The sequence below is a fragment of the Sphingomonas sandaracina genome (genome assembly GCF_036663695.1).
GTDB lineage: Bacteria > Pseudomonadota > Alphaproteobacteria > Sphingomonadales > Sphingomonadaceae > Sphingomonas.
Window position 1 is genome coordinate 22,322 of record NZ_JAXOJK010000006.1, and the last position, 25,842, is coordinate 48,163.

The 25,842-nt window shown below is 65.0% G+C and carries 28 protein-coding genes; 14 read left to right on the forward strand and 14 right to left on the reverse strand.

The features are described 5' to 3' along the window. Positions 1 to 41: 41 nt before the first annotated feature. On the reverse strand, positions 42 to 800 hold the full coding sequence (gene truA / locus U1707_RS15965) for a tRNA pseudouridine(38-40) synthase TruA (RefSeq protein ID WP_332801060.1): 759 nt from the start codon (positions 798 to 800) through the stop codon (positions 42 to 44). Further along, positions 797 to 1,723 (reverse strand): methionyl-tRNA formyltransferase, encoded by a 927-nt coding sequence (fmt, locus tag U1707_RS15970; RefSeq protein ID WP_332801061.1) that lies wholly within the window; start codon positions 1,721 to 1,723, stop codon positions 797 to 799. Before fmt ends, truA begins: the two co-directional genes overlap by 4 nt. Before the next feature lie 52 nt (positions 1,724 to 1,775). Between fmt and recR the strand changes: the two genes are divergently transcribed. The 3 genes from recR to U1707_RS15985 all read left to right on the forward strand — a co-directional run bounded on the left by recR (position 1,776) and on the right by U1707_RS15985 (position 4,860). Then, on the forward strand, positions 1,776 to 2,372 hold the full coding sequence (recR, locus tag U1707_RS15975; protein WP_056052820.1) for a recombination mediator RecR: 597 nt from the start codon (positions 1,776 to 1,778) through the stop codon (positions 2,370 to 2,372). 77 nt (positions 2,373 to 2,449) lie between these two features. Then, a complete protein-coding gene (gene def, locus U1707_RS15980; protein WP_332801062.1) occupies positions 2,450 to 2,974 on the forward strand; it encodes a peptide deformylase in 525 nt (174 codons plus the stop codon). A 434-nt stretch (positions 2,975 to 3,408) separates the two neighbouring features. After that, a complete protein-coding gene (locus tag U1707_RS15985) occupies positions 3,409 to 4,860 on the forward strand; it encodes a DNA recombination protein RmuC (protein WP_332801063.1) in 1,452 nt (483 codons plus the stop codon). Positions 4,861 to 5,524: 664 nt separating this feature from the next. Here the strand turns inward: U1707_RS15985 and rplI are convergent. From rplI to U1707_RS16005, 4 genes are all read right to left on the reverse strand, one after another. Further along, the gene (rplI, locus tag U1707_RS15990; RefSeq protein ID WP_332801064.1) at positions 5,525 to 6,121 is read right to left on the reverse strand and encodes a 50S ribosomal protein L9; all 597 of its coding nucleotides are present in this window, start codon (positions 6,119 to 6,121) and stop codon (positions 5,525 to 5,527) included. A gap of 11 nt (positions 6,122 to 6,132) precedes the next feature. Then, positions 6,133 to 6,357, reverse strand: a complete 225-nt coding sequence (rpsR, locus tag U1707_RS15995; RefSeq protein ID WP_031393978.1) for a 30S ribosomal protein S18 — start codon at positions 6,355 to 6,357, stop codon at positions 6,133 to 6,135. Between the two features lie 2 nt (positions 6,358 to 6,359). After that, positions 6,360 to 6,794, reverse strand: coding sequence for a 30S ribosomal protein S6 (rpsF, locus tag U1707_RS16000; protein ID WP_132739164.1), 435 nt, complete (start codon positions 6,792 to 6,794; stop codon positions 6,360 to 6,362). Between the two features lie 307 nt (positions 6,795 to 7,101). Continuing rightward, positions 7,102 to 7,464, reverse strand: coding sequence for an RcnB family protein (locus U1707_RS16005; RefSeq protein ID WP_332801065.1), 363 nt, complete (start codon positions 7,462 to 7,464; stop codon positions 7,102 to 7,104). 195 nt (positions 7,465 to 7,659) lie between these two features. Here U1707_RS16005 and fabD point away from each other — a divergent pair, with 195 nt between their 5' ends. From fabD to mltG, 6 genes are all read left to right on the forward strand, one after another. Further along, entirely contained in the window at positions 7,660 to 8,619 is a 960-nt protein-coding gene (gene fabD / locus U1707_RS16010; protein WP_332801066.1) for an ACP S-malonyltransferase, read from the forward strand. Positions 8,620 to 8,652: 33 nt separating this feature from the next. Next, on the forward strand, positions 8,653 to 9,081 hold the full coding sequence (locus U1707_RS16015) for a GxxExxY protein (RefSeq protein ID WP_093399292.1): 429 nt from the start codon (positions 8,653 to 8,655) through the stop codon (positions 9,079 to 9,081). Between the two features lie 3 nt (positions 9,082 to 9,084). Then, complete coding sequence (gene fabG / locus U1707_RS16020; protein ID WP_332801067.1) at positions 9,085 to 9,825, forward strand: 3-oxoacyl-[acyl-carrier-protein] reductase; 741 nt, start codon at positions 9,085 to 9,087, stop codon at positions 9,823 to 9,825. Positions 9,826 to 9,902: 77 nt separating this feature from the next. After that, entirely contained in the window at positions 9,903 to 10,139 is a 237-nt protein-coding gene (locus tag U1707_RS16025) for an acyl carrier protein (protein ID WP_031393971.1), read from the forward strand. Positions 10,140 to 10,260: 121 nt separating this feature from the next. After that, positions 10,261 to 11,523 carry a beta-ketoacyl-ACP synthase II gene (gene fabF, locus U1707_RS16030; RefSeq protein ID WP_332801068.1) on the forward strand — a complete coding sequence of 421 codons (1,263 nt, stop codon included), beginning with the start codon at positions 10,261 to 10,263 and terminating at the stop codon, positions 11,521 to 11,523. 72 nt (positions 11,524 to 11,595) lie between these two features. Beyond that, complete coding sequence (mltG, locus tag U1707_RS16035) at positions 11,596 to 12,564, forward strand: endolytic transglycosylase MltG (protein WP_332801069.1); 969 nt, start codon at positions 11,596 to 11,598, stop codon at positions 12,562 to 12,564. A 205-nt stretch (positions 12,565 to 12,769) separates the two neighbouring features. Here mltG and eda read toward each other — a convergent pair whose 3' ends face one another. The 8 genes from eda to U1707_RS16075 form a co-directional block, all read right to left on the reverse strand. Continuing rightward, positions 12,770 to 13,378, reverse strand: coding sequence for a bifunctional 4-hydroxy-2-oxoglutarate aldolase/2-dehydro-3-deoxy-phosphogluconate aldolase (gene eda, locus U1707_RS16040; protein WP_060526944.1), 609 nt, complete (start codon positions 13,376 to 13,378; stop codon positions 12,770 to 12,772). Continuing rightward, positions 13,375 to 14,343 (reverse strand): glucokinase, encoded by a 969-nt coding sequence (gene glk, locus U1707_RS16045; RefSeq protein ID WP_332801070.1) that lies wholly within the window; start codon positions 14,341 to 14,343, stop codon positions 13,375 to 13,377. Before glk ends, eda begins: the two co-directional genes overlap by 4 nt. Before the next feature lie 157 nt (positions 14,344 to 14,500). Further along, a complete protein-coding gene (edd, locus tag U1707_RS16050; RefSeq protein WP_332801071.1) occupies positions 14,501 to 16,315 on the reverse strand; it encodes a phosphogluconate dehydratase in 1,815 nt (604 codons plus the stop codon). A gap of 2 nt (positions 16,316 to 16,317) precedes the next feature. Then, on the reverse strand, positions 16,318 to 17,022 hold the full coding sequence (gene pgl, locus U1707_RS16055) for a 6-phosphogluconolactonase (RefSeq protein ID WP_332801072.1): 705 nt from the start codon (positions 17,020 to 17,022) through the stop codon (positions 16,318 to 16,320). Between the two features lie 47 nt (positions 17,023 to 17,069). Continuing rightward, positions 17,070 to 18,533: a glucose-6-phosphate dehydrogenase gene (gene zwf, locus U1707_RS16060; RefSeq protein WP_332801073.1), complete on the reverse strand. Its 1,464-nt coding sequence runs from the start codon at positions 18,531 to 18,533 to the stop codon at positions 17,070 to 17,072. Positions 18,534 to 18,578: 45 nt separating this feature from the next. Next, positions 18,579 to 19,502 carry an N-acetyl-gamma-glutamyl-phosphate reductase gene (argC, locus tag U1707_RS16065; protein ID WP_332801074.1) on the reverse strand — a complete coding sequence of 308 codons (924 nt, stop codon included), beginning with the start codon at positions 19,500 to 19,502 and terminating at the stop codon, positions 18,579 to 18,581. Continuing rightward, a complete protein-coding gene (locus tag U1707_RS16070) occupies positions 19,499 to 19,702 on the reverse strand; it encodes a hypothetical protein (RefSeq protein ID WP_332801075.1) in 204 nt (67 codons plus the stop codon). Before U1707_RS16070 ends, argC begins: the two co-directional genes overlap by 4 nt. A 142-nt stretch (positions 19,703 to 19,844) precedes the next feature. Beyond that, positions 19,845 to 20,177, reverse strand: a complete 333-nt coding sequence (locus U1707_RS16075; protein ID WP_332801241.1) for a MarR family transcriptional regulator — start codon at positions 20,175 to 20,177, stop codon at positions 19,845 to 19,847. Positions 20,178 to 20,411: 234 nt separating this feature from the next. Here U1707_RS16075 and secG point away from each other — a divergent pair, with 234 nt between their 5' ends. From secG to U1707_RS16100, 5 genes are all read left to right on the forward strand, one after another. Beyond that, complete coding sequence (gene secG / locus U1707_RS16080; protein ID WP_332801076.1) at positions 20,412 to 20,807, forward strand: preprotein translocase subunit SecG; 396 nt, start codon at positions 20,412 to 20,414, stop codon at positions 20,805 to 20,807. A gap of 84 nt (positions 20,808 to 20,891) precedes the next feature. Then, positions 20,892 to 22,526 carry a CTP synthase gene (gene pyrG / locus U1707_RS16085; RefSeq protein ID WP_332801077.1) on the forward strand — a complete coding sequence of 545 codons (1,635 nt, stop codon included), beginning with the start codon at positions 20,892 to 20,894 and terminating at the stop codon, positions 22,524 to 22,526. A gap of 267 nt (positions 22,527 to 22,793) precedes the next feature. Then, positions 22,794 to 23,654, forward strand: coding sequence for a 3-methyl-2-oxobutanoate hydroxymethyltransferase (panB, locus tag U1707_RS16090; RefSeq protein ID WP_332801078.1), 861 nt, complete (start codon positions 22,794 to 22,796; stop codon positions 23,652 to 23,654). Positions 23,655 to 23,726: 72 nt separating this feature from the next. Then, on the forward strand, positions 23,727 to 24,467 hold the full coding sequence (locus U1707_RS16095; RefSeq protein ID WP_332801079.1) for a tetratricopeptide repeat protein: 741 nt from the start codon (positions 23,727 to 23,729) through the stop codon (positions 24,465 to 24,467). Further along, a complete protein-coding gene (locus U1707_RS16100; RefSeq protein ID WP_332801080.1) occupies positions 24,464 to 25,786 on the forward strand; it encodes an outer membrane protein assembly factor BamB family protein in 1,323 nt (440 codons plus the stop codon). Before U1707_RS16095 ends, U1707_RS16100 begins: the two co-directional genes overlap by 4 nt. Positions 25,787 to 25,842 lie beyond the last annotated feature (56 nt).

Below are 25,842 nucleotides of genomic sequence, written 5' to 3' on the forward strand. Positions count from 1 at the left end.
CAGAGCCACCCATGCCGCGCCTTGTAACTCTGGATCCCGGATCAAGTCCGGGATGACGGGGGTGGATAAACCGCACTCACGAAGAACAACCCATCGGGCGGCGCATTCAGCCCCAGCATCGCCCGATCCTTCGCTTCCAGCGCGGCCGCAACATCGCCAACCGCCCAACGCCCCATACCCACCAGCGCCAGACACCCGACCATCGACCGCACCTGATGATGCAGGAACGACCGCGCCGCCGCATAGACGAACAGCCGCTCCCCCTTGCGCACCACCTCGAGCCGGTCGAGAGTCCGCACCGGACTATCCGCCTGGCAATGCGCCGACCGAAACGTCGTAAAATCGTGCCGCCCAACGAGCGCCCCCGCTGCCTCCGCCATCGCCCCGGCATCAAGCGGCTGCGGCACCTGCCAAGCCAGCCCCGCCTCGAACGTCAACGGCGCGCGCCGGTTGACGATCCGGTACTCGTACGACCGCCCGACACACGAAAACCGCGCATGCCAATCGTCGTCGACCACTTCGCACGCCAGCACAGACACCGGTGCCGGCTTCACCAGCGCATTCAGTCCCTCCATCAACCGAAACGCCGCGAGCGGCTTGGCGATATCGACATGCGCGCGCATCGCCATCCCGTGCACGCCGGCATCGGTCCGCCCCGCCGCCTGCACCGCCGCGGTCTCGCCGGTCATCTTCAACACCGCGGCTTCCAGCGCCGCCTGTACGCTCGGCCCGTGCTTCTGCCGCTGCCAGCCCATGAACGGCCGCCCGTCGAACTCCACCGTCAACGCGAACCGCGTCAAAGCTGCGTCCCCGAGCGGATCGCAAACCCGCGCATCAATTCCTCCGTCGACGTCACGCCGCGTCCTGCCCGCTGAACCAAGGTCGGCCGGATCGCCCCGTCGCCGCATCCGATCGTCAGTTCGTCGTTCACTGTCAGGCCCTCGCACCCCAGGAAACTGAACGGCAACACCTCGGCCGCCAGCACCTTCACCCGCTCGCCAGCGACCTCGAACCAAGCCCCCGGCGCAGGATTCATCGCGCGCACCAGCCGCTCGACCTCGACCGCCGACCGCTCGAAATCGATCCGCGCTTCGGCCTTCTCGATCTTGGCAGCGTAAGTAATGCCGTCCTCAGGCTGCGACCGGGCAGGGTAAGCGTCCAGATTGCCCAGCACCTCGACCATCAACCGCGCGCCCATCGCGGAGAGCTCGGCCGTGAGGACCCCCGCCGTCTTGTTCGCGACGCCAGTCCGCCCCTCGAGCCGAACCGGCCCGGTATCCAGACCGGCCTCCATCTGCATGATCCCGACGCCCGTCTCGGCATCGCCCGCAAGGATAGCCCGCTGCACCGGCGCCGCCCCGCGCCACCGCGGCAACAGCGATCCATGCACGTTCAGGCACCCGAACCGCGGCGCCTCCAGCACCGCGCGCGGCAGGATCAGGCCATACGCCGCAACCACCGCGACGTCCGCGTTCAAGGCCGCAAACGCCTCGCGAGCCTCCAGCCCCTCCGGCAAAGACGCCTTGAACGACACAGGCGTCCGCACCTCGATCCCGAGCGCCTCCGCCCGGACCTGCACCGGCGAAGGCACCAACTCACGCCCGCGCCGCCCGCCCGGCCTGGCCGGCTGGCAATACGCCGCCGCCACGTCATGCCCCGCCGCGACGAGGGCCTCCAGCACCGGCACAGCGAAGTCCGGCGTTCCCATGAAGATGATCCGCATGGCCCTCTCGAACACGCTGGCGGGGAGCCGCGCAACCCCCTATCTGTTCCATATGGCATCCCCCGAGATCGAGGCGCTGACGCAGGCGCTGGCCCGGCTCCCCGGCCTCGGCCCCCGGTCCGCACGCCGCGCCGTGCTGCATCTGCTCAAGAAGCGCGACGCGGCACTGGGGCCGCTGCGCGAGGCGCTGACCGCGGTCGACGAGCGGCTGGAGAATTGTTCGACCTGCGGCAACGTCGATACGACCAACCCGTGCGCGATCTGCGCCGACCCGCGCCGCGACCAGCGTTCGCTCTGCGTCGTCGAGGAGGTCGCCGATCTCTGGGCGCTCGACCGCTCGCGGCTGTTCCCCGGCCGCTTCCACGTCCTCGGCGGCCGCCTGTCCGCACTCGAAGGAATCCGCCCCGAGGATCTCAGCATCGACAGCCTCGTCCGCCGCATCGAAGCCGGCGGCATCGATGAAGTCGTGCTCGCGATGAACGCCACGCTCGAAGGCCAGACCACCGCGCACTACATCGCCGAGCGCATCGAACGCTTCCCCGTCCGCGTCACGCAGCTGGCCCACGGCCTGCCGGTCGGCGGCGAACTCGACTATCTCGACGAAGGGACGCTGGCGCAGGCATTAAGGGCAAGGCGGCCAATGGCTTGATGCGCCTTCTCTCGACGACCATTCTCTCGATGCCCGTTCTCTTGACGGCAGGCCCACGCGTACCTTAGCGGACGGTGATGACCGTCATGACCGTTCTCGAAGTCCCCGATCCCCGCCTGCGCCTTGTGGCCGAGCCGGTAGAAACGGTCGACGATTCCATCCGCACCCTCGTCGCCGACATGATCGAGACGATGTACGACTTCAACGGCATCGGCCTCGCCGCGACCCAGGTCGGCGTCCAGAAGCGCGTCCTCGTGATCGATCTCCAGGAGGAGAAGGACGAGGAGGACAAGCCGATCAAGAACCCCAAGGCATATATCAACGCCGAGATTCTGTCGGTCAGCGACGAAGTGTCGACGTATAACGAAGGCTGCCTGTCGATCCCCGAGCAATATGCCGAGGTCGCACGGCCGGCGCGCTGCCGCGTGAAGTGGCTCGACGAGACGGGCGCGGCGCATGAAGAGGATTTCGACGGCTTGCTGTCGACCTGCATGCAGCACGAGATCGACCATCTCGACGGCGTGCTGTTCATCGACCACATCAGCCGTCTGAAGCGCGACATGGTGCTCAAGAAACTGGCCAAGGCCCGCAAGCTGGGGTGACGGGGCGTGGTGCGGTGTTGGGGCCGATTTGGTTCCTCGTTCACCCCACACGCAACCACCCCGGCGAAGGCCGGGGCCCAATTGGGGGACGGTGCTGATTGAGCGCAGCACCCCATTACGGCAACCTTTCCAATTGGACCCCGGCCTTCGCCGGGGTGGTGCTATTTTGCAAAGATATCAAAGCCCCTTCTCTAGTTCCCCCGCGAAGGCGGGGGCCAGGACCGCAAACGGCACTGCTCGTGACCCTGGACTCCCGCCTCCGCGGGAGAACAGAATATTCAGACTGTCCTCCATCAACCGTTCGACGTATGTTCCACCCATGACGTCTCCAACCTCCGCCCAAATCCCCGCGCCATCGCCCGCTCACCGCGCAGCGAGAAACCCGCGCCAGCGTGTGAACTTTGTGAACTTCACTCCAGTTTCGGCGGCGCAAAATGGCTGAGTTCGCCATCATCGCGATCCTCGCCCTAGCCGCCGGCATCCTCCTCGGCTGGCTCCTGGCCTCGCGCCGCGCGGCAACCCTAGCCAGCGAACTCGCCGTCGCCCAAACCAAGGTAGCCGACGCCGACCTCATCCGCACCGCTCGCGACGCCGTCGAACGCGAGCGCAACGCCGCGATGCAGGACCTCGCCACGCTCCGCGCACAGAACGCCGAGCGCGCCACAGACACCGATCGCCTCCGCCTCGACCTCGCCACGATCCGCACCGACCGCGACGCCGCCCGCACCGAAATCGCCACACTCAAGGCACAAGGCGAAGCGTTCGAAGCCCGCCTGCTCGAACTCCGCGAAGCGAAGGACGTCATGGCCGCGCAGTTCGGCGACGTCGCCAACAAGCTGCTGAGCGACGCGCAGAAGACCTTCCTCGAACGCGCCGACGCCCGCTTCCGCCAGTCGGAGGAGTCCGCCGGCCTGAACCTCAAGTCGATGCTGCAACCCGTCAGCGACCGCCTGCAACGCTACGAGGAAGGCGTCGCCAAGGTCGAGGCCGAGCGCCGCGACGCGTTCGGCGACCTCAAGGGCCAGATCGAACAGATGCGCCTCGGCCAGGAAAAGGTCTCGACCGAAGCCGCCAAGCTCGTCAACTCTCTCCGCAACGCCCCCAAGTCTCGCGGCCGCTGGGGCGAGCAGCAACTGAAGAACGTCCTCGAAACCTGCGGCCTGAGCGAACACACCGACTTCCAGACCGAAGTCTCGGTCGCGGTAGGCGACGACGGCGCCCGCCTCCGCCCCGACGCGATCATCCGCGTCCCCGGCGGCCGAGCACTCGTGATCGACGCAAAGGTCTCGCTCAACGCGTACCAGGACGCATTTGGCGCGGTCGACGACGCGGAACGCCTGATCGGACTCGCCGCCCACGCCGCCTCGATGCGCGCCCACGTCAACGGCCTCGGCAACAAGGCCTATTGGAGCCAGTTCGCCGACACGCCCGACTACGTCATCATGTTCGTCCCCGGCGAACACTTCCTCTCGGCGGCGCTGGAACATGACCCGACCCTCTGGGACTTCGCCTTCGAAAAGCGCGTGCTGCTCGCCACGCCGACCAACCTGATCGCGATCGCCCGCACCGTGGCGGCGGTCTGGCGCCAGGAAAAGCTTGCCAACGAGGCGCGGAAGATTGGCGAACTCGGCAAGGAAATGCACGACCGCCTCGCCAAGGTCGCCGACGACCTGCGGAAGGTCGGCGTCGGTCTCAACAGCGCGGTGAAGAACTTCAACGGCTTCACCAACTCGTTCAACGGCCGCCTGATGGTAACGGGTCGCAAGTTCCGCGATCTGAACATCGAGACGGGCGCACGGGATCTCGAAGACGTGTCCTCGGTCGACGCGCTGGCGCTAGGCGAGGGACCTGCGCTGATCGAGAAGCCAGAGAACGTCGAAAGCTGAGTTTTAGAATAGTTCGGCATTTTAGCCCAACTCGAAAACCGCCGTCATCCTGACGAAAGTCAGGACCCAGAGCCACACCCGTAACGTCTGGTACCCTGGGTCCTGACTTTCGTCAGGATGACGGAAGGGGGGCTGGCTCGCTTCAGATGGTGGTCTCTTCCTCGTTCTCCCGCGAAGGCGGGAGCCCAGGATCAAGCAGTGCTGCGTTTCGTTACCCTGGACCCCCGCCTTCGCGGGGGAACGGCTAGGGGTGGGGGCAATCAACCATGCCACTCCGTCATGCCGGGCTCGCCCCGGCATTCACCGTTCCGCGAGCTCAACGGCCGGAGAGATTGCGGAACTGGGGCCCCGGAACAGATCCGGGGTGACGGAGCGGGGGGAAGGAAATGTCGGGGCCGGACCGAAAACCGATCGGTACAAAATCCGTTCACCTCCGGGAAACCTTTCCCAACTCCGCGCATTGACCCGGCAACACCTCCCCAAAGAGTCCTCCGGTCATGAAGCACATCCTCCCAATCCTCTGCGCTCTCGTCCCCTTCGCCGTCATGATCGGCGCCTGCGTAACCTGCCCCTGACGCCCGTCGCGCAGACACAAAAGAAAAGGCCCGCCCGGATCACTCCGGGCGGGCCTTTCTGTATCGGCCTGCGAAGGGAAGCGAAGTGATCAACCCTGCGCTTCTTCCTCCTGGTCGCGAGGCGCTTCGGCGGTCGCGCCGGGCTCTGCGTTCGGATCGTAATCCTCGACGAAGCCAGCCTCGTCGCGCTCGAACATCGACGACATCACGTCGACGCCCGAAGCCTGCATCTCGGCCTCTTCAGGCGAGCGGGCGACGTTGACCTTGACGGACACCGACACCTCGGGGTGGAGTGCAACCTTGACGGTGTAGACACCGATCGCCTTGATCGGCTTGTCGAGCACGATGGCCGACTTGCCGACCTTGTGACCGTCGGCCACCAGCGCATCGACCAGATCACGAACCGCGACCGAGCCGTAGAGCTGACCGGTGTTCGACGCCTGACGGATCAGGGTCACGGTCGCGTCGTTGAAGGTCTTCGCTTCGGTCTCGGCATCGCTGCGACGCGATGCATTGTCCGATTCGATCTTCGCACGGTTCGACTCGAACACCTTGCGGTTCGCGTCGTTCGAACGAAGTGCCTTCTTGTTGGGAAGCAGGAAGTTACGCGCGTAACCGTCCTTGACCTTCACCACGTCGCCGATAGCACCAAGCTTTTCGACGCGCTCAAGCAGAATGACGTCCATGTGGGCGCTCCTTACTTAACGATGTAGGGCAGCAAGCCCAGATGACGCGCACGCTTGATGGCCTGGGCCAGTTCGCGCTGCTTCTTCGCTGCAACAGACGTGATGCGCGAAGGGACGATCTTGCCACGCTCGGACACGAAGCCCTGCAGCAACCGGACGTCCTTATAGTCTATCCGGGGAGCGTCTTTAGCGGAGAACGGGCAGCTCTTGCGGCGGCGGAAGAATGGACGTGCCATGGTTATTCTGCTCCCTCTTCACGGTCGCGGCGCGGGCCACGATCGGGGCGATCGCCACGATCGGGACGGTCGCCACGGCCACCCTCACGGTCGCCACGACGCTCGCGGTCACGATCCTGCTTGCGCATCATCACGGTCGGGCCCTCTTCGAGGGTGTCGACCTTGACCGTCATGTAACGGATGATGTCTTCGTTGATCTGGGTCTGGCGCTCCAGCTCTGCGATCACGCTGCCCGGGGCATCGATCTCGAGCATGACATAGTGCGCCTTGCGGTTCTTAGCGATCTTGTACGCCAGCGAACGCAGGCCCCAGTTCTCGGTCTTTACGACCCGACCTTCGTTGTCGTTCACGATCTTGGTGGCGATTTCCGCCAGTGCGTCCACCTGCGCTTGTGCCAGATCCTGGCGCGCAAGGAACACATGCTCGTAAAGAGCCATGTCTTGTCCTTCGTCTTGGCCGATCGCTGATACACGCCCCATGCGTGCACCCCTCCGGCTGTCGTCTAGAATGCAAACAGGGGCGAGAGACGCGAATCTCTCACCCCGGTTGCAGAGGGCCTTACCCGATTATCCGGCAAAGGCAAGGTTGGTGTGCTTCGTTCGACTAGTCCTGTCATCCTGACGAAAGTCAGGATCCAGAGCCAGAAATGCCGCCGCACGTAACCCTGGATCCTAACTTTCGTCAGGATGACGGGCGAGGGGTGAGGGGACGCCTTACGACGCCCCTAGACTTAGACCTAATCGATTACCGGCGAAAAGCGCCGCCACGAACCTGCACCACGTTGCCGCGGCCGTTGATCAGCAGAGCGTCGTTGCCCGAGCGGACCCACTGACTGCCACGTGGCGGGGCGGCGAGGCGATAGTTGCGGTACGTCGTGATGACCCGGTAGTTCTGCGCCTGGCGACGATCGAAGCGCTGGCCAGCGCGCCAGTTGCGATACTGCGGCGTGCGGACGACAGTGCGCTTGGTGACGACGGTGCGGCCGTTGTTATCGTTGTGGCGCACGGTGGTCACTTCGCGGCGCTGCTGCGCTTCGGCAGGCGCTGCGGCGAGCAGTGGGCTGGCGACGAGGGTGGCGGCAAGCGCGCTGAGGATGAACTTCTTCATGATAATCTCCCGTTTGAAACACGGCGCCTTTGCTACGGCGTCCTTCATAATCTGGGGGTGGAATGTCGCAGGCGCTTGTCGCAAGCCCCCCGAAATGGTCGCCAATTGTCGCAAAGCCGCGCGCGCCGTTCAGGTTCGCGGAGTTGCAACTCGACGCGCACCTTTATAGGCCGCCGCCAACACAGAGGAGAGATCATGCGCGCGTTCATCTTCCCCGGCCAGGGGAGCCAATCGGTCGGCATGGGCAAGGCGCTCGCCGATGCCAGTGCCACCGCCCGCGAGGTCTTCGCCGAAGTCGACGAGGCGCTCGGCCAGCATCTGTTCCGCCTGATGAGCGAGGGGCCGGCGGACGATTTGCTCCTCACCGAGAACGCGCAGCCCGCGATCATGGCGAACGCGATCGCGACCTTGCGCGTCGCCGAGAAGGAGGGCGGCATCCGCCTCGTCGACAAGGCCGACTATGTCGCCGGCCACAGCCTAGGCGAATATACCGCCTTGTGCGCCGCCGGTGCGCTCGACCTGTCGACCACCGCACGCCTCCTGAAACTGCGCGGCCGCGCGATGCAGGCGGCGGTGCCGGTGGGTGGGGGCGCAATGGCCGCGCTGCTCGGCACCGACCTCGAAAAGGCGCAGGTCATCGCCGGCGCGGCGGTCGACGCGATCCTCGCGGAAGGTGGCCCCGAACTGATCTGCACCGTCGCCAATGACAATGATCCGTCGCAGGTCGTCATCTCCGGCCACCGGCTCGCCATCGAAAAAGCGATCGCGCTGGCCAAAGACCTCGGTGCCAAGCGCGCGGTGCTGCTCCCCGTCTCCGCCCCGTTCCACTGCCCGCTGATGCAACCCGCCGCCGAAGCGATGGAAGCCGCGCTCCTCGACGCCGACCTCCGCGCGCCTTTGGTCCCCGTCTTCGCCAATGTCGACGCGGTCGCCGTCGCCGATCCGGGCGCGATCCGTCATCTTCTCGTGCAGCAGGTCACCGGCATGGTCCGCTGGCGCGAATCGGTACTCGCGATGCACGCCGCGGGCGTCGAGAACTTCGTCGAATTCGGCGGCAAGGTGCTCAGCCCGATGGTGAAACGCATCACCCCCGACGTCGAAACGATGAGCGTCATCACGATGGACGACATCGAGGAATTCGTGAAGAAGATGTGATCACGCGGAGACGCGGAGCCGCGGAGAGAAGATTTGAGAGAAATCGATCAGATCAGCGGCGATGTGCTCGATCTCTCACTTCGCATCCACCGCGAGCTGGGTCCGGGTCTCCTCGAAAGCGTCTACGAACTGGTCTTGGCGGGTAAGCTCGCCAGTCTGGGTTACCACGTGGCGAGGCAGCGACCGGTAGACATCGAGTTTGACGGCATGCGCTTCGAAGCGGCCTTCAGAATCGACCTACTCGTCGACGAACGTCTCCTGGTCGAAATCAAATCGGTAGAGCAACTGAACGCCGCGCACGGCAAACAACTCCTGACCTACCTACGGCTAACTCACCAGCCCGTGGGGCTGCTGATCAACTTCGGTGGCGCAACGCTGAAAGAAGGAGTGCGACGGATCGTAAACGACCACCGCCCCTCCGCGGCTCCGCGTCTCCGCGTGAACAACCTTCTTGGAGACTGACCAATGTTCGACCTCACAGGCATGACCGCCCTCGTCACCGGTGCATCCGGCGGGATCGGGTCCGAGATCGCCAAAGCCCTGGCCGCCCAAGGCGCGCGCCTCGCCGTGTCCGGCTCCAACGCCGACAAGCTCCAAGCCTTCCGCGCGAGCCTCGGCGGCGACCACGTCGCGCTTCCCTGCAACCTGTCCGACGCAGCAGCCGTCGATGCGCTCGTTCCCCAGGCCGTCGAGGCGCTCGGCGGCAAGCTCGATATCCTCGTCAACAACGCCGGCGTCACCCGCGACAATCTCGCGATGCGGATGAAGGACGACGAGTGGGACAGCGTCATCCGCGTCAATCTCGAAGCCGCGTTCCGCCTCATGCGCGCCGCCGCCAAGCCGATGATGAAGGCAAGGTTCGGCCGGATGATCTCGGTCACCTCGATCGTCGGCGTCACCGGCAACCCCGGCCAGGCGAACTACGCCGCGTCGAAGGCCGGCCTGATCGGCATGTCGAAATCGATGGCGCAGGAACTCGCCAGCCGCGGCATCACCGTCAACTGCGTCGCGCCCGGTTTCATCACCTCGCCGATGACCGACGCTCTGCCCGACGCGCAGAAGACCGCGCTCACCGCGAAAATTCCCGCCGGCCGTCTCGGCGAAGGCGCAGACATCGGTGCGGCGATCGTGTACCTCGCGAGCCGTGAAGCCGGCTACGTCACGGGACAAACCGTGCACGTGAACGGCGGGATGGCGATGATCTGAACTTGCGCGCTGAACTGCCGCGTTCTAGGTGCGTTCAGGAAATACCGAAAACCCCCAGATTTGAAGAGGGAACTACCATGAGCGAGACCGCTGACCGCGTGAAGAAAATCGTTGTCGAGCATCTCGGCGTCGAAGCCGACAAGGTGACCGAGGACGCGAGCTTCATCGACGACCTGGGTGCCGACAGCCTCGACATCGTCGAACTCGTCATGGCATTCGAAGAGGAATTCGGTGTCGAGATCCCCGATGACGCCGCCGAGAAGATTGCGACCGTCAAGGATGCGATCACCTATATCGACGAGCACAAGGCCTGATCAGGGTCTAGGGTTCAAAACTTTGGACCTGCCCCGATGGGTGTGATTTGAGCGGCTCCCCGTCCTTGGGCAAAGAGGGCGGGGAGCCGTTTCGTTTTGAGAGCAGACGGAGTTTGAAGCCATGCGGCGTGTCGTCGTAACCGGGCTAGGCCTGGTCACCCCCCTGGGGGCGGATGTTGAAACGGCCTGGGCGAATATCCTCGCCGGCAAGTCGGGCGCGGGCCCGATTACGCATTTCGACGCGTCCGAATATGTCTGTCGGATCGCTTGCGAGGTGAAACCGGCGACCCACGAATACGGTTTTGATCCGGGCAAGCGGGTGGATCACAAGGTCCAGCGCCAGGTCGATCCGTTCATCATCTTCGGCATCGATGCCGCCGGCCAGGCGCTTGAAGACGCAGGCCTGCTTGACATGACCGTCGAGGAGAGCTGGCGTGCGGGTGTGTCGATCGGCTCGGGTATCGGCGGCCTGCCGGGCATCGAAAGCGAATCGATCGTACTGCACACCAAGGGCCCGCGCAAAGTCTCGCCGCACTTCGTCCACGGACGGCTGATCAACCTGATCTCGGGTCAGGTCTCGATCAAATATGGCCTGCGCGGTCCGAATCACGCAGTCGTCACCGCCTGCTCGACCGGCGCGCACGCCATTGGCGATGCAGCGCGGATGATCGCGATGGACGATGCCGACGTGATGCTCGCAGGCGGCGCGGAGGGCACGATCTGCCCGCTCGGCATCGCCGGGTTCGCACAGGCGCGCGCGCTGTCGACCAATTTCAACGATTCGCCCGAAAAGGCCTCGCGCCCTTACGACAAGGACCGCGACGGCTTCGTGATGGGCGAGGGCGCTGGCGTGCTGGTGCTCGAAGAATATGAGCACGCCAAGGCACGCGGCGCGAAGATGTATGCCGAGGTCATCGGCTACGGTTTGTCGGGCGACGCGTATCACGTGACCGCGCCGCATCCCGAAGGCGACGGCGCGTTCCGATCGATGCAGATGGCGATCAAGAAGTCGGGCCTCAAGCTCGAGGACATCGATTACATCAACGCACACGGCACCTCGACGCCGCTCGGCGACGAGCTTGAGTTGGGCGCGGTCCGCCGCCTGTTCGGCGATGCGATCTCGGGTCTGTCGATGTCGTCGACCAAGTCCGCGATCGGCCATCTGCTCGGCGGTGCCGGCGCGGTCGAGAGCATCTTCTGCATCCTCGCGTTGCGCGACCAGATCGTCCCGCCGACGCTGAACCTCGACAATCCGAGCGAGAGCTGCGTGGGGGTCGACCTCGTGCCGCATGTGGCCAAGAAGCGCGAAGTCCGCGCGGTGCTGAACAATTCGTTCGGCTTCGGCGGCACGAATGCGTCGCTAGTGATGACCAAGGTTCAATAAAAAAACTTGTTCCCCCGCGAAGGCGGGGGCCCAGACTGGGTCCCCGCCTTCGCGGGGATCCAAGGAGTACCAATGCGCAAGGTCGGCTGTTTCGGACTCGTCTTAGGCCTCGTAGCAGTCGTGGCGCTGTTCCTGGTCGTTCAAGGCTGGGGCGGCGCTGGCCCAGCTCCTCGCACGCTGACCGTGCAGATCGGCGAAGGCAGCACGCTGGCCGGCGCTGCCACCGAACTCGAAAAGGCCGGCGCCATACCCTCGGCGCGGCGCTTCCGCCTGTACGCCCGCGTGTTTGGCTCGGGCGATCCGATCAAGGCCGGCGAATACCGCATTGCGCCGCATACCAGCCAGTCCGACATCCTCAAGCTGATGCAGGGTGGCAAGGTCGTCCAACGCCTTGTCGTCGTCCCCGAAGGCTATCCCTCGGTCCTCGTCCACGACGCGCTGGCGAAGGCGGACGGCCTGACCGGCACCGTGCCCGTCCCGGCTGAAGGCTCGATCCTCCCCGACAGCTATGCCTTCCAGGCCGGCGACACCCGCGCCTCGGTCGTCGCACGGATGCAGGCGGCGATGAAGACCTACCTCGCCATCGCCTGGGCCGCGCGCAAGCCGGGCATCGCGGTGACGACCCCCGAACAGGCGATCATCCTCGCCTCGATCGTCGAGAAGGAAACCGGCAAACCCTCCGAACGCCGCACCGTCGCCGCGGTCTACGGCAATCGCCTGCGCAACGGCATGCCGCTTCAGGCCGATCCGACCGTGATCTACCCGATTACCAAGGGCCGTCCGCTAGGCCGCCGCATCCTGCGCTCGGAACTGCACGCGAAGAACGGCTACAACACCTATGCCGAAGCCGGCCTGCCGATCGGACCGATCGCCAATCCGGGCCGCGCCTCGATCGACGCGGTGCTCGATCCGGCCCAGACCAAGGCGCTGTATTTCGTAGCGGACGGCACCGGTGGCCACGTGTTCGCGAACACGCTGGCCGAACACAACGCCAACGTGAAGAAATGGTACGCGATCCGCAAAGCCCGCGGCGAGATGTAATCGCGAGAGGGGTAGGCTGAACTAAGGTTCAGCGTATCTCGGCCCGAGGTCGCCAAAACGATTCCGTCACCCCGGACTAATTCCGGGGTCCACGGTTCCGCACAACCAAGTCTATCGATCTTGCGGCACCGTGGATGCCGGAACAAGCCCGGCATGACGGCGTAGGTGGAACGGGCCGCCTAACCTGTGGGCCGTCCGCTCCGCGTCACCCCCGCAGCGCGTTAGCCGCGCGCGCCTTGATCTCGATCTCGGCCATCGTCCCGCCGGTCACCCAGCTCCCGCCAACACAGAGCACCGGTTTGAATGCCAGCCATTCGGGCGCACTCGCCTCGGTGATCCCGCCGGTCGGGCAGAAGCTGCATTGATAGAACGGCGCAGCCAATGCCTTGAGCGCCTTCAACCCGCCATTCGCCTCGGCCGGGAAGAACTTGAAGTGCGTCAGGCCGAGGTCGAGCCCGGTCATGATGTCCGCCGCATTGGCGATCCCCGGCAGGAACGGAATGCCGCTCTCGATGATCGGTGTGGCAAGGCGTTCGGTCAGCCCCGGCGAGACGATGAACTCTGCGCCCGCATCGCGGACCTGCGCAAACTGCTGCGTGTTCACCACGGTGCCCGCCCCGACGATCGCGCCCGGCACTTTCTTCATCTCGGCGATGGCTTCGAGTGCCGCGCCAGTGCGCAGCGTCACTTCAAGCACGCGCAGGCCGCCCGCGACGAGCGCCTCGGCAAGCGGACGGGCGAGCGCCGCGTCCTCGATGACCAGCACCGGGATGACGGCGCTGGTCTGCATGATATCTGCGATTGTGACGGTCATTGGGTATGTTCCTGTGCGAAGGCCGCCGCGGCGCCGAACAGGCCGGGCTGGGGATGGGTGATGAGCTTGACGGGCATCGCCGCCATCATGCCCTGGAAGCGACCCTTGGAGACGAAGCGCTGGTCGAAGCCCGAGCGAATTAAGCGGTCCTTGATACGGAAGCCGAGTCCCCCCGCGATCACGACCGCCTTGGCGCCCTGTGCAAGCGCGAGATCGCCCGCGACCGCGCCGAGTGCGAGGCAGAACCGGTCGAGGGCGGCGAGCGCGATCGAATCGGTGCCGTCGATGGCCTCGGTCCAGATCGTCTTGTCGTCATGGCTCGGCACCGCGCGGCCCTCCAGCGCGGCGAGCGTTTCGTAGATCGCGACGATGCCGGGGCCGGCGACGACACGCTCGGCCGAGACACGCGTGAACGTCTTGCGCAGGCGCTTGAGCAACGCGTCCTCGATCCCGTCGAGCGGGGCGAAGTCCATGTGCCCGCCCTCGGTTTCGAGAACCTGATAGCCGGTCTTCCGGCGAAGAAGCTGTGCGACGCCGAGCCCGGTACCGGGGCCGCATATCGTCGTGATGCCTTCGGAAGGAAGCGGCGTATCGGGGCCGCAGAGGTGGATGAAGTCGCTGCTCGGCACCTGCGCGACGGCATGGCCGACTGCGCCGAAATCGTTGACGACCACCCACTGGTCCGCCTTCAGCCGTTCGGTGATCAGCGACTTGCGGATGATCCACGGGTTGTTGGTGAGGCGGATCACGTCGTTGGCGACCGGCGACGCGACCGCGATCCCCAGCGCGCGGGGGAGGGGGCGACCGAGCCCGGCCTCGAACGCCTGGTACGCGGTCTGCAGCGACGCGTGGTCGGCGGTCTTCAACGTCGCAGGTTCGCCGAGTGACACGACGCGGCCGTTCTCGACCTCAGCGATCGCGAAGCGGGCGTGCGTCCCGCCGATATCTGCCGCTACGATTTCCATGTCATCCTCCGTCCGATTTTATCATTACCGCCACCCCCGCCATCCCAGCGAAAGCTGGGATCTCAAGCCGTATAGTCCGTCCCTGTCGAGCGAGGTCCCGGCTTTCGCCGGGATGACGGGGGTGTGGCCAAGACGACGGTGGCGTGTGAGATGCGTTTTAAAGCCCAGCCCCAGCCAGCATTGCTGACGCACCCTTCTCGGCTTCGTCGGCCAGCCCGCGGAACATCCCGAACAGCTCGCGGCCCATGCCGCTCACCGGCGGCGGTGTCGCCTCCATCTGGCGCGTGGCCCATACGTCCGCATCGACCAGCGCCTCCAGCGTGCCGTTGACCGCATCCACGCGGATCATGTCGCCATCGCGGATCAAGCCGATCGCGCCATCGAGCAGCGCTTCCGGCGAGCAATGGATCGCGCACGGCACTTTCCCGCTCGCGCCGGACATGCGGCCGTCGGTGACCAGCGCCACCTTGAACCCGCGGTTCTGCAACACCCCGAGCGGCGGCGTCAGCTTGTGCAGCTCCGGCATCCCGTTCGCGCGCGGCCCCTGGAAGCGGACGACGACGACGACGTCCTTCTCCAGCTCGCCGCGCTTGAACGCCTCGATCACGTCGAGCTGGTCGTCGAACACCATCGCGGGCGCCTCGACGATCCAGCGCTCGCGCTCGACTGCGGACACCTTGATGCACGCACGGCCGATGTTGCCCGCGAGTATCCGCATCCCGCCATCGGGAGAGAACGGCGCGGTGGCAGGGCGCAGGATCGTCTCGTCGCCACTGTCGGGCGTATCGCGCCAGGCGAGCGTGTCGCCCTCGACGACCGCAGTCTTCGCGTATGCCGACAGGTCGTCGCCGCCGATCGTCATGATATCGCCGTGCAACAGGCCTTCGCCGAGCAGTTCGCGGATCACATAGGGCATGCCGCCCGCCGCCTCGAACGCGTTCACGTCCGCCGAGCCATTGGGATAGACGCGCGCGATCAGCGGTACCGCGCAGGAGAGGCGGTCGAAATCCTCCCAGTCGATGATGATCCCGGCCGCACGCGCGATCGCCGGGACATGGAGCAGGTGGTTGGTCGAGCCGCCGGTCGCGAGCAGGCCGACCGCGGCATTCACGATCGCCTTCTCGTCGACGCAGTGGCCGAGCGGTCGGTAATCGTCGCCGCGTGCGCCGATCTTCGCCAGCCGGTGGACCGCCGCACGCGTCAGTTCCTGGCGCAGCTTGGTGCCCGGATTGACGAACGCCGCGCCCGGCATGTGGAGGCCCATGACCTCCATCATCATCTGATTGGTGTTCGCCGTACCGTAGAAGGTGCACGTGCCCTTCGAATGATACGCGCCGATCTCGGCCTCGAGCAGTTCGTCGCGGCCGACCAGCCCTTCCGCGAATTTCTCGCGAACCGCGGCCTTCGCCTTGTTGGGCAAGCCGGTCGGCATCGGCCCGCCGGGGATCAGTACCATCGGCAGATGCCCGAAACGGAGCGCACCCAGCAGCAGCCCGGGGACGATCTTGTCGCAGATGCCGAGCAGCGCCGCGCCCTCGAACGTCCCGTGGGACAGCGCAATCGCGGTGCTCAACGCGATCGTGTCGCGGCTGAACAGCGACAGCTCCATCCCCGGATAGCCCTGCGTCACACCGTCGCACATCGCCGGCACGCCGCCCGCAACCTGCGCGGTTGCGCCGACTTCGCGCGCCCATACCTTCATCAGTTCGGGGTAGCGGTAGTAGACGGCGTGCGCGGAGAGCATGTCGTTATAGGCGGTGACGATGCCGATGTTCATGCCGGCATCGGCCTTCATCGCGTCGCGGTCCTCCTCGGTCCCGGCATAGGCGTGCGCGAGGTTCGCGCAGCCCAGGCCCGGACGCCGGACCTGCGCCGCCGCCTCGCGCTCGATCAGCGCGAGATAGGCGGCGCGGCTGTCGCGCGAGCGTTCGATGATCCGGTCGGTGACCGCGGAGACGACGGCGTTGAGCATCGTCACGGTGCCCAGTGCACGTCGACCGGCAGCTCGACCTCGGCCAGCACGCGGCCGATCGGGTATGCCGAGGACGGCCCCTGTTCGATTGCCTGCTCCAGCACCTTCTTCTTCGCGTCGCCGGTAATCATGATCATCAGCGCCTTCGACGATGCGATCGCGGCAGCCGACAACGTCACGCGTGCCAGCGGGGCTTCGGGCGGCAGCGGATCGGGCATCACGCCGAGCGCACGGCGTTCCTTCGGACCGCTTAATGCCTCGTCGTAATCCGGGCCGGGGAAGATCGACGCGGTATGCCCGTCGCCGCCCATGCCGAGCAGGCAGAAGTCGAGCGGCCAGTGCAGGTCCTGCATCAGCGCATCCGCCGAACGGCCGGCGGCCTTGTAGTCCGACATCGCCTCGGGAACGATCGGCTTCACGCGCGCGCCCTTGGGGAGGAAGATCTTCGCCAGCGCGGTGACGTTCGACAATGGATCGCCAAGCTTCACGATCCGCTCGTCGCCGGGGATGATCGTGACCTTCTTCCAATCGAGCTTCGCCTGGGCGAGCTTCTCATACGCGGCGAACGGCGTCTTGCCGCCCGCCAGCGCGATCACCGCCGAGCCGCGCGCGTCGAGTGCGCTCTCGATGACGAACTGGATATCGCCAGCGACCGCGTTGGCGAGCTCGCCCGCGTCGTCATATTCCCACCATTCGATTTCGGTCATTCGATCTTTCCTTGAAAACCTTGGGGAGGGTGCTCCCTCCCGAAAACTCAGTCGTCCTGCCAGGTCACGCCGTCGCGCTCGGTCAGCGCGATCGCGGCAGATGGACCCCAGCTACCCGAGGCATAGCTCTTGGGCTTCATCGCGTTGGCCTTCCAGCCCTCGCGGATCGCGTCGATCCAGGTCCATTGCGCCTCGACCTCGTCACGTCGTACAAACAGGGTCTGGTCGCCCTCGATCAGATCGAGCAACAGGCGCTCGTACGCGATCCGACGACGCGAGCCGGCGAATTCGGCATCCATGCTGAGGTTCAGCGGCACTTCACGCAGGCGAACGCCTTCGCGGTCGAGCCCCGGCTCCTTCGCCATGACCAGCAGCTGGATATATTCCTCCGGCTGCAGGCGGATGATCAGCATGTTGGGCTGGAGCAACCCGCCACGCCCGGCGAACATAGAGTGCGGAACCGCCTTGAACTGGATCGCGATCTCGCTGCGGCGGGTCGCCATGCGCTTGCCGGTGCGCAGGTAGAACGGCACGCCCTGCCAGCGCCAGTTATCGACATGCGCCTTGATCGCGACGAAGGTCTCGGTCGTCGACGGTTGGCCCAGTTCGTCGGAGTAGCTCTTGACGAACTTCCCCTTCACCGCGCCCTCGGCATATTGGCCGGTAACCGTGACGTTCGGCACTTCCTCGGGCTTGATCATCCGCAGCGAGCGGAACACCTTCGACTTCTCGTCGCGAACGTCGGTGCCTTCGAAGCGCGCGGGCGGCTCCATCGCGATCAGCGCGAGAAGCTGCAGCATGTGGTTGGCGACCATGTCACGGAGCGCACCTGCGGTCTCGTAATAGCCCGCGCGCTCTTCGAGCCCGACGGTTTCGGAGATCGTGATCTGGACGTTGTCGATCCCCTGCGCGTTCCACACCGGCTCGAAGAACGAGTTGCCGAAGCGCAGCGCGAGGATGTTCTGGACGGTTTCCTTGCCGAGGTAATGATCGATCCGGTAGGTCCGGTCTTCCGGGAAGGCCTTCGCCACCGAATCGTTGATCTCGCGGCTCGTCTCCAGATCGTAACCGAGCGGCTTTTCGAGCCCTACACGAACCGTCTCGCCGGCCAGCCCGACCTTGTGCAGCCCCTCGATCGCCGCTTCGAACAACGATGGCGCGGTCGAGAGATAGATCGCCAAACCACCCGAGATATCGCCGATCTTGTCCGCCAGCGGCTGGAAGCTCGCCGGATCGGACAGGTCGGTCGGCTGGTAGAAGATCCGGTCTAGGAATGTCCCAATCGCGCTTTCGTCCTTGCGATCCTCGGGCAGGAACTCGTCGAGCGCCTTCTTGGCGAACTTGCGGTAATCCTTGTCGTCATACTCGTGACGCGCGGCACCGGTGATCGTCAGTTCCTCGGGCAGCAACCCGTCGGCGTGCAGGCCATAGAGCGACGGCAGCAGCATGCGCTGCGCGAGATCGCCGGTCGCGCCGAACAGGAGCAGCTTGGCTACGGGATTACGGTGCATGTAAGCTCCTGGATTTGGCGATGGACCCGGCGGAAAACGCCGGTCCTAGAAAACGAGGCCGGCCATGGGATCGACCCCGGCCATGATGTTGAGGTTCTGGACCGCAGCGCCGCCGGCGCCCTTGCCCAGATTGTCGAGCGTCGCGACCAGCCGTGCATGGCCGACCTCGTCGTTGCCGCAGACCCTCAGCGTCAGCCGATCAGTCCGTGCATTCTCCTCGATATCGACCGATCCGATATCGCCGGGGGCAACCGAGACGAGCTTCGAGCCATCGAACGCGGTGCGCAACTCGTCTTCGATCGCCGCGAGCGTCGGGCGGCCGGGCAGGGCGTGGAGGTGCAACGGCACTTCGACGACCATGCCGCGATAGGTGTTTGCGACGGCAGGCGCGAAGATCGGCGCATGCTTGAGGCTCGCATGCTGCGTCATCTCGGCAATATGCTTGTGCGCGAGGCCTAGCGCGTAGGCGCGGAAGGCCGTCGCGGGCTCGCCATTCTCGAACGCCGCGATCATTGCCTTGCCACCGCCCGAGTAACCAGAGGTCGCGTTGACGCTCAGTGGAAGGTCGGCGGGGACGATACCGGCAGCGACTAGAGGCGCGACGAGCGCGAGGAAGCCAGTGGGGTAGCAGCCTGGGTTCGACACACGCATCGCGGTCGCGACTTTCTCCGTCTGGCCCGGCAACTCGGGGAAGCCGTAGGTCCAGCCCGCAGCGACCCGGTGTGCACTCGATGCGTCGATGACGCGGGTGCGCGCATTGTCGATCAGCGTGACGGCTTCGCGCGACGCATCGTCCGGTAGGCAGAGGATGACGAAATCGGCATCGTTGAGCGCCTCGCGCCGTGCTGCCGGGTCCTTGCGACGATCCTCGGAGAGAAACGCCAGCGTGACGTCGGTCCGCCCGGCAAGCCGCTCGCGGATCTCCAGGCCAGTGGTGCCGACTGCGCCATCGATGAAGACCGTGGTCATGCTGCGTCCGTCACGGAGAGATCAAGCGCCGCTGCTTCGACATACCCGACTAGCCCGCTCGGGCGCGCAACGCCCCATGCGGAAACGCCGGCAATTTCCAGCACTTCGAAACTGTCGCCGGGCTTAAGGTCGACCATCGTATCGCTCGCCTCGTCTCGTCCGCTGCGCAATAAAGCTGTGCGCGCGACGGGCCGTATCATCGGCACGGCGTAGTGTGGAGCGAATACGTATTTGGCGAGGCGAATGTCGGCGATATCGCGGCGAACCGCGTGCGTGCGCGGATCAAGGTCGACCGAGCGGCCCGTTAGCGAAAAGCTCGTACGGGCCTGGTCGCCAAAAGGCTCAAGCGTGAGCGGGGGTACGGCCGTTTGAGCCGGCGGGAACGTCGCCGTCGCCGATGAATTGCCCGAACTCTTCAAGAAAATCTGCCCCTTCGGTCGTGCGCGCGACGAAGATGTTGCGCTTGTCGCTGTCGTCGCGTTGCCGGCGCAGATAGCCGAGGGCACCCAATCTGTTCAAGGCGCGCGTGACGACGGGCTTCGATACGTTCAGGGCACGAGCAAGGCCGCGCACCGTATGCGGCCCCGGTTTGAGGTAAACGAGCAAGAGCAATGCCATCTGACGATTGGTCAGATCGGGCTCGCCCGAGCGGACATAATCCACCAGAGCGGTCATCCAAGTCGATAAGGTATTGGCTGCCATTGATGCCACAGCGTTGATCCGCCATCTGAATTTATATGCACGATACCCAGTCATGAGCGTCATTACGGGTTCATAACGCTGCCCGGACGCCATGTTTCCGTCCTTATGCGATTGCCTTGCGATATGCGGAGCCCGTGTTGCGGTTGATCGAAACCGCGACGTCGCCTATGTGCGCGCCTTCGCAAAAGTTCCGGGGTTTTCCGCGCAATGTTCGCCTTTCTGCTCGTCATCCACGCGATCATCGCGGCCGCCCTCGTCACGGTGATCCTCATGCAGCGCTCGGAAGGTGGCGGTCTGGGCATGGGCGGCAGTCCCTCGGGCCTGATGTCAGCACGTGGCGCGGCCGATTTCCTGACCCGCGCGACCGGCGTTTTGGCGACGATGTTCGTGCTGTTCTCGATCCTGCTCGCGGTCCTTGCGGCGAATCACCGGACCACGACGATCGATACGTCGCTTGCCCGCACCCCGGCGGCGGCAACCGCGGTTCCGACCGCGCAGCCCAAGGGCGATGCAGCGCCGTTCGCCGGTGGCGCAGAAAACGCCGGCGTCCCAGCAGGTACGACGGTTCCCGCCGACAACAGTGCGGTCCCGCTCGCCCGCTAAACACTCCATTCGCCGATAAATGCGCCCCGCGTGATCCGCGGGCGCTTGTCGTTCGTCCCCAACACACGCTACGAGACTCTTCCCATGGCTCGGTACATTTTCATCACCGGGGGCGTGGTTTCGTCGCTCGGTAAAGGTCTCATGGCGGCATCGCTTGCCGCTCTCCTCCAGGCACGCGGGTACACCGTCAGGATTCGGAAGTTCGATCCGTATCTTAACGTCGATCCCGGCACGATGTCGCCGTATCAGCACGGCGAGGTCTACGTCACCGACGACGGCGCGGAGACCGATCTGGACCTCGGCCATTACGAGCGCTTCACCGGCGTTCCCTCGCGCCAGTCGGACAATGTCACGTCCGGCCGCATCTACCAGCAGATCATCACCCGCGAACGTCGTGGCGACTATCTTGGCGCCACCGTGCAGGTCATCCCGCACGTCACCGACGCGATCAAGGCGTTCGCGCGCGCCGAGACCGATGGTATCGACTTCATCCTTTGCGAGATCGGCGGCACCGTCGGCGATATCGAATCGCTCCCGTTCATCGAGGCGATTCGCCAACTCAAGAACGAGGAAGGTCGCGGCAACGCGATCAGCATCCACGTCACGCTGGTGCCGTACATCGCTGCCGCCGGTGAGCTGAAGACAAAGCCGACCCAGCATTCGGTCCGCGAACTCGCCGCGCTAGGCGTGCAGCCGGACGTACTCGTCTGCCGCTGCGAACATCCGCTGCCGCCGTCGGAACGCGCCAAGATCGCGCTGTTCTGCAACGTGCCGGCCAGCGCCGTCATTCCCGCACTCGATGCCAAGAGCATCTACGCGGTGCCGCTCCAGTATCACGGCGAAGGGCTCGACATCGAAGTGCTCCGCGCGTTCGGGATCGAACCCGCCGAAGCGCCTGATTTATCACGCTGGACCGAGATTATGGACCGGCTGACCAACCCGCAGGGCGAGGTCACGATTGGTGTGGTCGGTAAATATGTCGGCCTTCAGGATGCGTACAAGTCGCTCAACGAGGCCTTGGTCCACGGCGGCATCGCGAATCGCGTGAAGGTCAACGTCCGTTGGATCGACGCCGAACTGTTCGAGAACGCCGAAAGCGACATCGCCGGACAGCTCGAGCCCTGCGACGCGATCCTCGTCCCCGGCGCATTCGGTGAGCGCGGTGCGGAGGGCAAGATCGCATCGGTCAAGTTCGCCCGCGAGCGGAAGATCCCGTATTTCGGCATCTGCTTCGGCATGCAGATGGCCTGCGTCGAGGGCGCCCGCGGTCTCGGCGGCGTCCCCACTGCGTCGTCGACCGAGTTCGGCCCGACCGACGAACCAGTGGTCGGCATGATCACCGAATGGATGGGCCGCGAGGGGCTCGAAACGCGTGCGGCCGAGGGCGATATGGGGGGCACGATGCGTCTCGGCGCGTATGACGCGAAGCTCGACGGCAACAGCGTCGTCGCGTCGATCTATGGCAGCACCGACATTTCGGAGCGCCACCGTCACCGCTACGAGGTCAATACCGGGTACAAGGAAGCGCTTGAACAGGGCGGCCTCGTCTTCTCCGGCATGTCGCCGGATGGCACGCTGCCAGAGATCGTCGAACGTCCCGACCATCCCTGGTTTGTCGGCGTCCAGTTCCACCCCGAACTGAAGTCGAAGCCCTTCGACCCGCACCCCCTGTTCGCAAGCTTTATCGAAGCCGCCGTCAAGCAGAGCCGTCTGGTCTGACCGTCGCGTCGCGCGCCGTAGCGAAGGTGTGACCTTGGCACGCATTGCTAAGCGGGCGATCGGGTGTGGGCGCTCAGCGCAGGTTAATACGTCGTATCGCAACACGCTGATGCGACGCCGGGAAGAGTTGCAGTCGGAAGCTCCCGCTCTTCCCGGTCCGGACCCTCGGGCAGGCAGGCTGTTTGCCGTCCAGAGTCGGACTCCCCTGATTTTAATGTGCATTTCAGCGGCTGGGCGATCCGATCGAAGCTCGCTAGAACGCAAAGCATGTCCACGACCTACACGCTCGACACTTCGACGAGTCGCGCTAATCCGACGCCTGCGCCGATCAAGCGCCTTACCGTGCCGGTGATCCGTCGTCAGAAGGGCGCAACACCGCTGGTGATGCTGACCGCCTACACCGTACGGAACGCGCAGTTGCTCGATCCGCATTGCGACATGCTGCTGGTTGGCGACAGCCTGGGGCAGGTGATCTACGGACTGCCGTCGACTGTTCCGGTAACGCTCGAGATGATGGCCGCACATGGCGCGGCAGTCGTTCGGGGCAGTTATCATGCAGTCGTGGTGATCGACATGCCGTTTGGCAGCTACGAGACATCGCCCGAAAAAGCGTTCGAGAGCGCAGCGTATTTGCTGAAACAGACCGGAGCGGCGGCCGTGAAGCTTGAGGGCGGTACCGCGATGGCGCCCACCGTCAAGTTCCTTACAGAGCGCGGCATCCCGGTAATGGGCCATGTCGGGCTGACCCCGCAGGCGGTCAACGTGCTCGGCGGCTATGGCGCTCGCGGTCGCACGGCCGAGGAGGCCGCCAAGATCGTCGCCGACGCCCAAAGCATCGCCGAGGCGGGCGCCTTTGCGCTAGTGATAGAAGGCGTTGTCGAGCCGATCGCGATCGAGATCACCAGGAGCGTCGCGTGTCCGACGATCGGCATTGGCGCATCCGCGCAGTGCGACGGGCAGGTGCTCGTCGCCGAAGACATGCTTGGGATGTTCGATCGCACCGCCAAGTTCGTGAAGCGGTTCGCCGATGGTGCCGACATGATTTCGTCGGCTGTGCAGGCCTATGCCGATGACGTTCGAGCCCGCATTTTCCCCGGGCCTGAGCAGGTCTACGCGCCCAAGGATTGATCCGCTTCCGTTTCGGTCGCGGCGCGGCTAAGGTTCGCGTCGCCCACACCCTCACTTAATTCGGAGTTGTCCTTGGCCCTCCCGCCGAAAACCGATCAAGCATTCCTGCGCGAAGTCGACGAAGAACTGCGTCGCGACAAGCTTGCCGGGTTCTGGACGACCTGGGGCCTGTGGGTCGCGGTCGGCGTCGTTGCGGCGCTCGCCGCGCTCGCCGGCTTCTTGTACTGGCAGCATCACAACGGCGAAGCCGCAGGTGTCGAGGGTGAGCAGCTTCAGGTGGCCTATGACGCGCTAGGTGCGAACAACGCAGCCGCTGCCGCCAAACCCTTGACAGAACTCGCCAAGTCCGATCGCGACGGATACCGTGCGTTGGCGCAGTTCACGCAGGCCGACGTACTCCTTCAGAAGGACGACCTGAAAGGTGCGGCTGCCAAGCTCGGCACCATTGCTGCGGATACGTCGCTGGCAAAGCCCTTTCGCGATCTCGCACTGGTTCGCCAGACCTCGGCCGAGTTCGATACGCTGAAACCACAGGTCGTGGTCGAGCGGTTGCGGCCGTTGGCGGTGCCGGGTGGCGCATGGCTGGGCAGCGCGGGGGAGATGGTCGCTGTGGCCTATCTCCGCATGAATCAGCGGCAGCAGGCGGGCACCCTGTTCGGCCAGATCGCTCGCGATACGACTGTGCCCGAGACGATCCGTCAACGCGCGGTTCAGATGGCCGGCGTACTGGGTGTCGACGCTGTTGCAAATACCGACGCGCGTGCCGGAACGACCAAAACGGCTGCATCAAACGAGGATATCAAGGCGCAATGATGAAGACATATCGGGTGACGGTCGCCGTCGCCGCGCTGGTAGCCTTGAGCGGTTGCGGTATCTTCAAAGGCGGCGGCAAGAAGACGCCGACGGTAGGTAACCGTGTATCCATCCTCGTGTCCGAGAACGAGGTCGAAACCGACAAGACGATCGCCGACGTCCAGGTTCTGCTGCCTGCGCCTGCGGTCAACGACGCATGGGCGCAGCCCGGCGGCAATCCCGCCAAGTCGATGGGCCAACTCGCACTTGGCGAGCAGCCCAAGCGCGCATGGCAGGGGTCGATCGACGGTGGCTCGAACCGCCAGCGGCTGGGTGCTCCTCCCGTCGTCGCCGACGGCATGCTGTTCGTGTCCGACGTGACGGCGACTATCCACGCGTTCAAGGCGGATACCGGGGCGGCGCTGTGGAGCGCGGGGATCACCGAGGGCAAGATCAACCGTGCAGCGCGCTTCGGCGGCGGCGTCAGCTATGACGACGGCAAGCTCTACGCCACTGATGGCGTGGGCGATGTCGTCGCGATGAGCGCGGCGGATGGCAAGATCTTGTGGCGAGCCAAGCCTGGCGCACCGTTGCGGGGGTCGCCGACGGTCGCCAATGGCGCGGTCTATGTCCTCACGCAGGATAACCAGGTGTTCTCGCTCAACCAGACCGACGGCAAGGTCCAGTGGGTCCAGTCCGGGACGCTTGAAACGCAGGGTGTGTTCGGCGTTGCGGCTCCTGCGGTCAGCCAGGGCACGGTCGTGGCGGGCTTCTCCAGTGGCGAACTTAGCGCCTATCGCTACGAGAACGGCCGTATCCTTTGGCAGGACGCACTATCGCGTACGTCCATCACGACGTCGGTGTCGAGCTTGTCGGATATCGACGCGGCGCCGGTGATCGACGGCGGTCGCGTCTATGCGGTCGGGCAGGGTGGTCGAATGGTCGCGTTGGAACTCGCGACTGGCCAGCGGCTGTGGGAGCAGAATTTTGCCGGTATCTCGACGCCATGGATCGCCGGCGAATGGTTGTTCGTGGTGACCGATGACGCCAAGCTCGTCTGCCTGTCGCGATCGAACGGCAAGGCACGCTGGATCTCTCAATTGCCGCGGTTCCAGAACGAAAAGAAGCGCAGCAATGCGATCACGTGGTTCGGTCCGATCCTCGCGGGCAATCGCCTCGTGTTGACCAACTCGCGTGGCGAGATCAACTTCGTTTCGCCAAGTGACGGCAGCGTCAGTTCGACGATCGAGACCAAGACGCCGTTCTCGCTACCCCCGATCGTCGCGAATTCGACGCTCTACACGCTCGACCAGAAGGGCAAGATTACCGCATATAGGTAATCTTGCCCCGCTCTATCGGGGAGGGGGGCATACCGAAGCTGTGGGAAGGGTGAGGG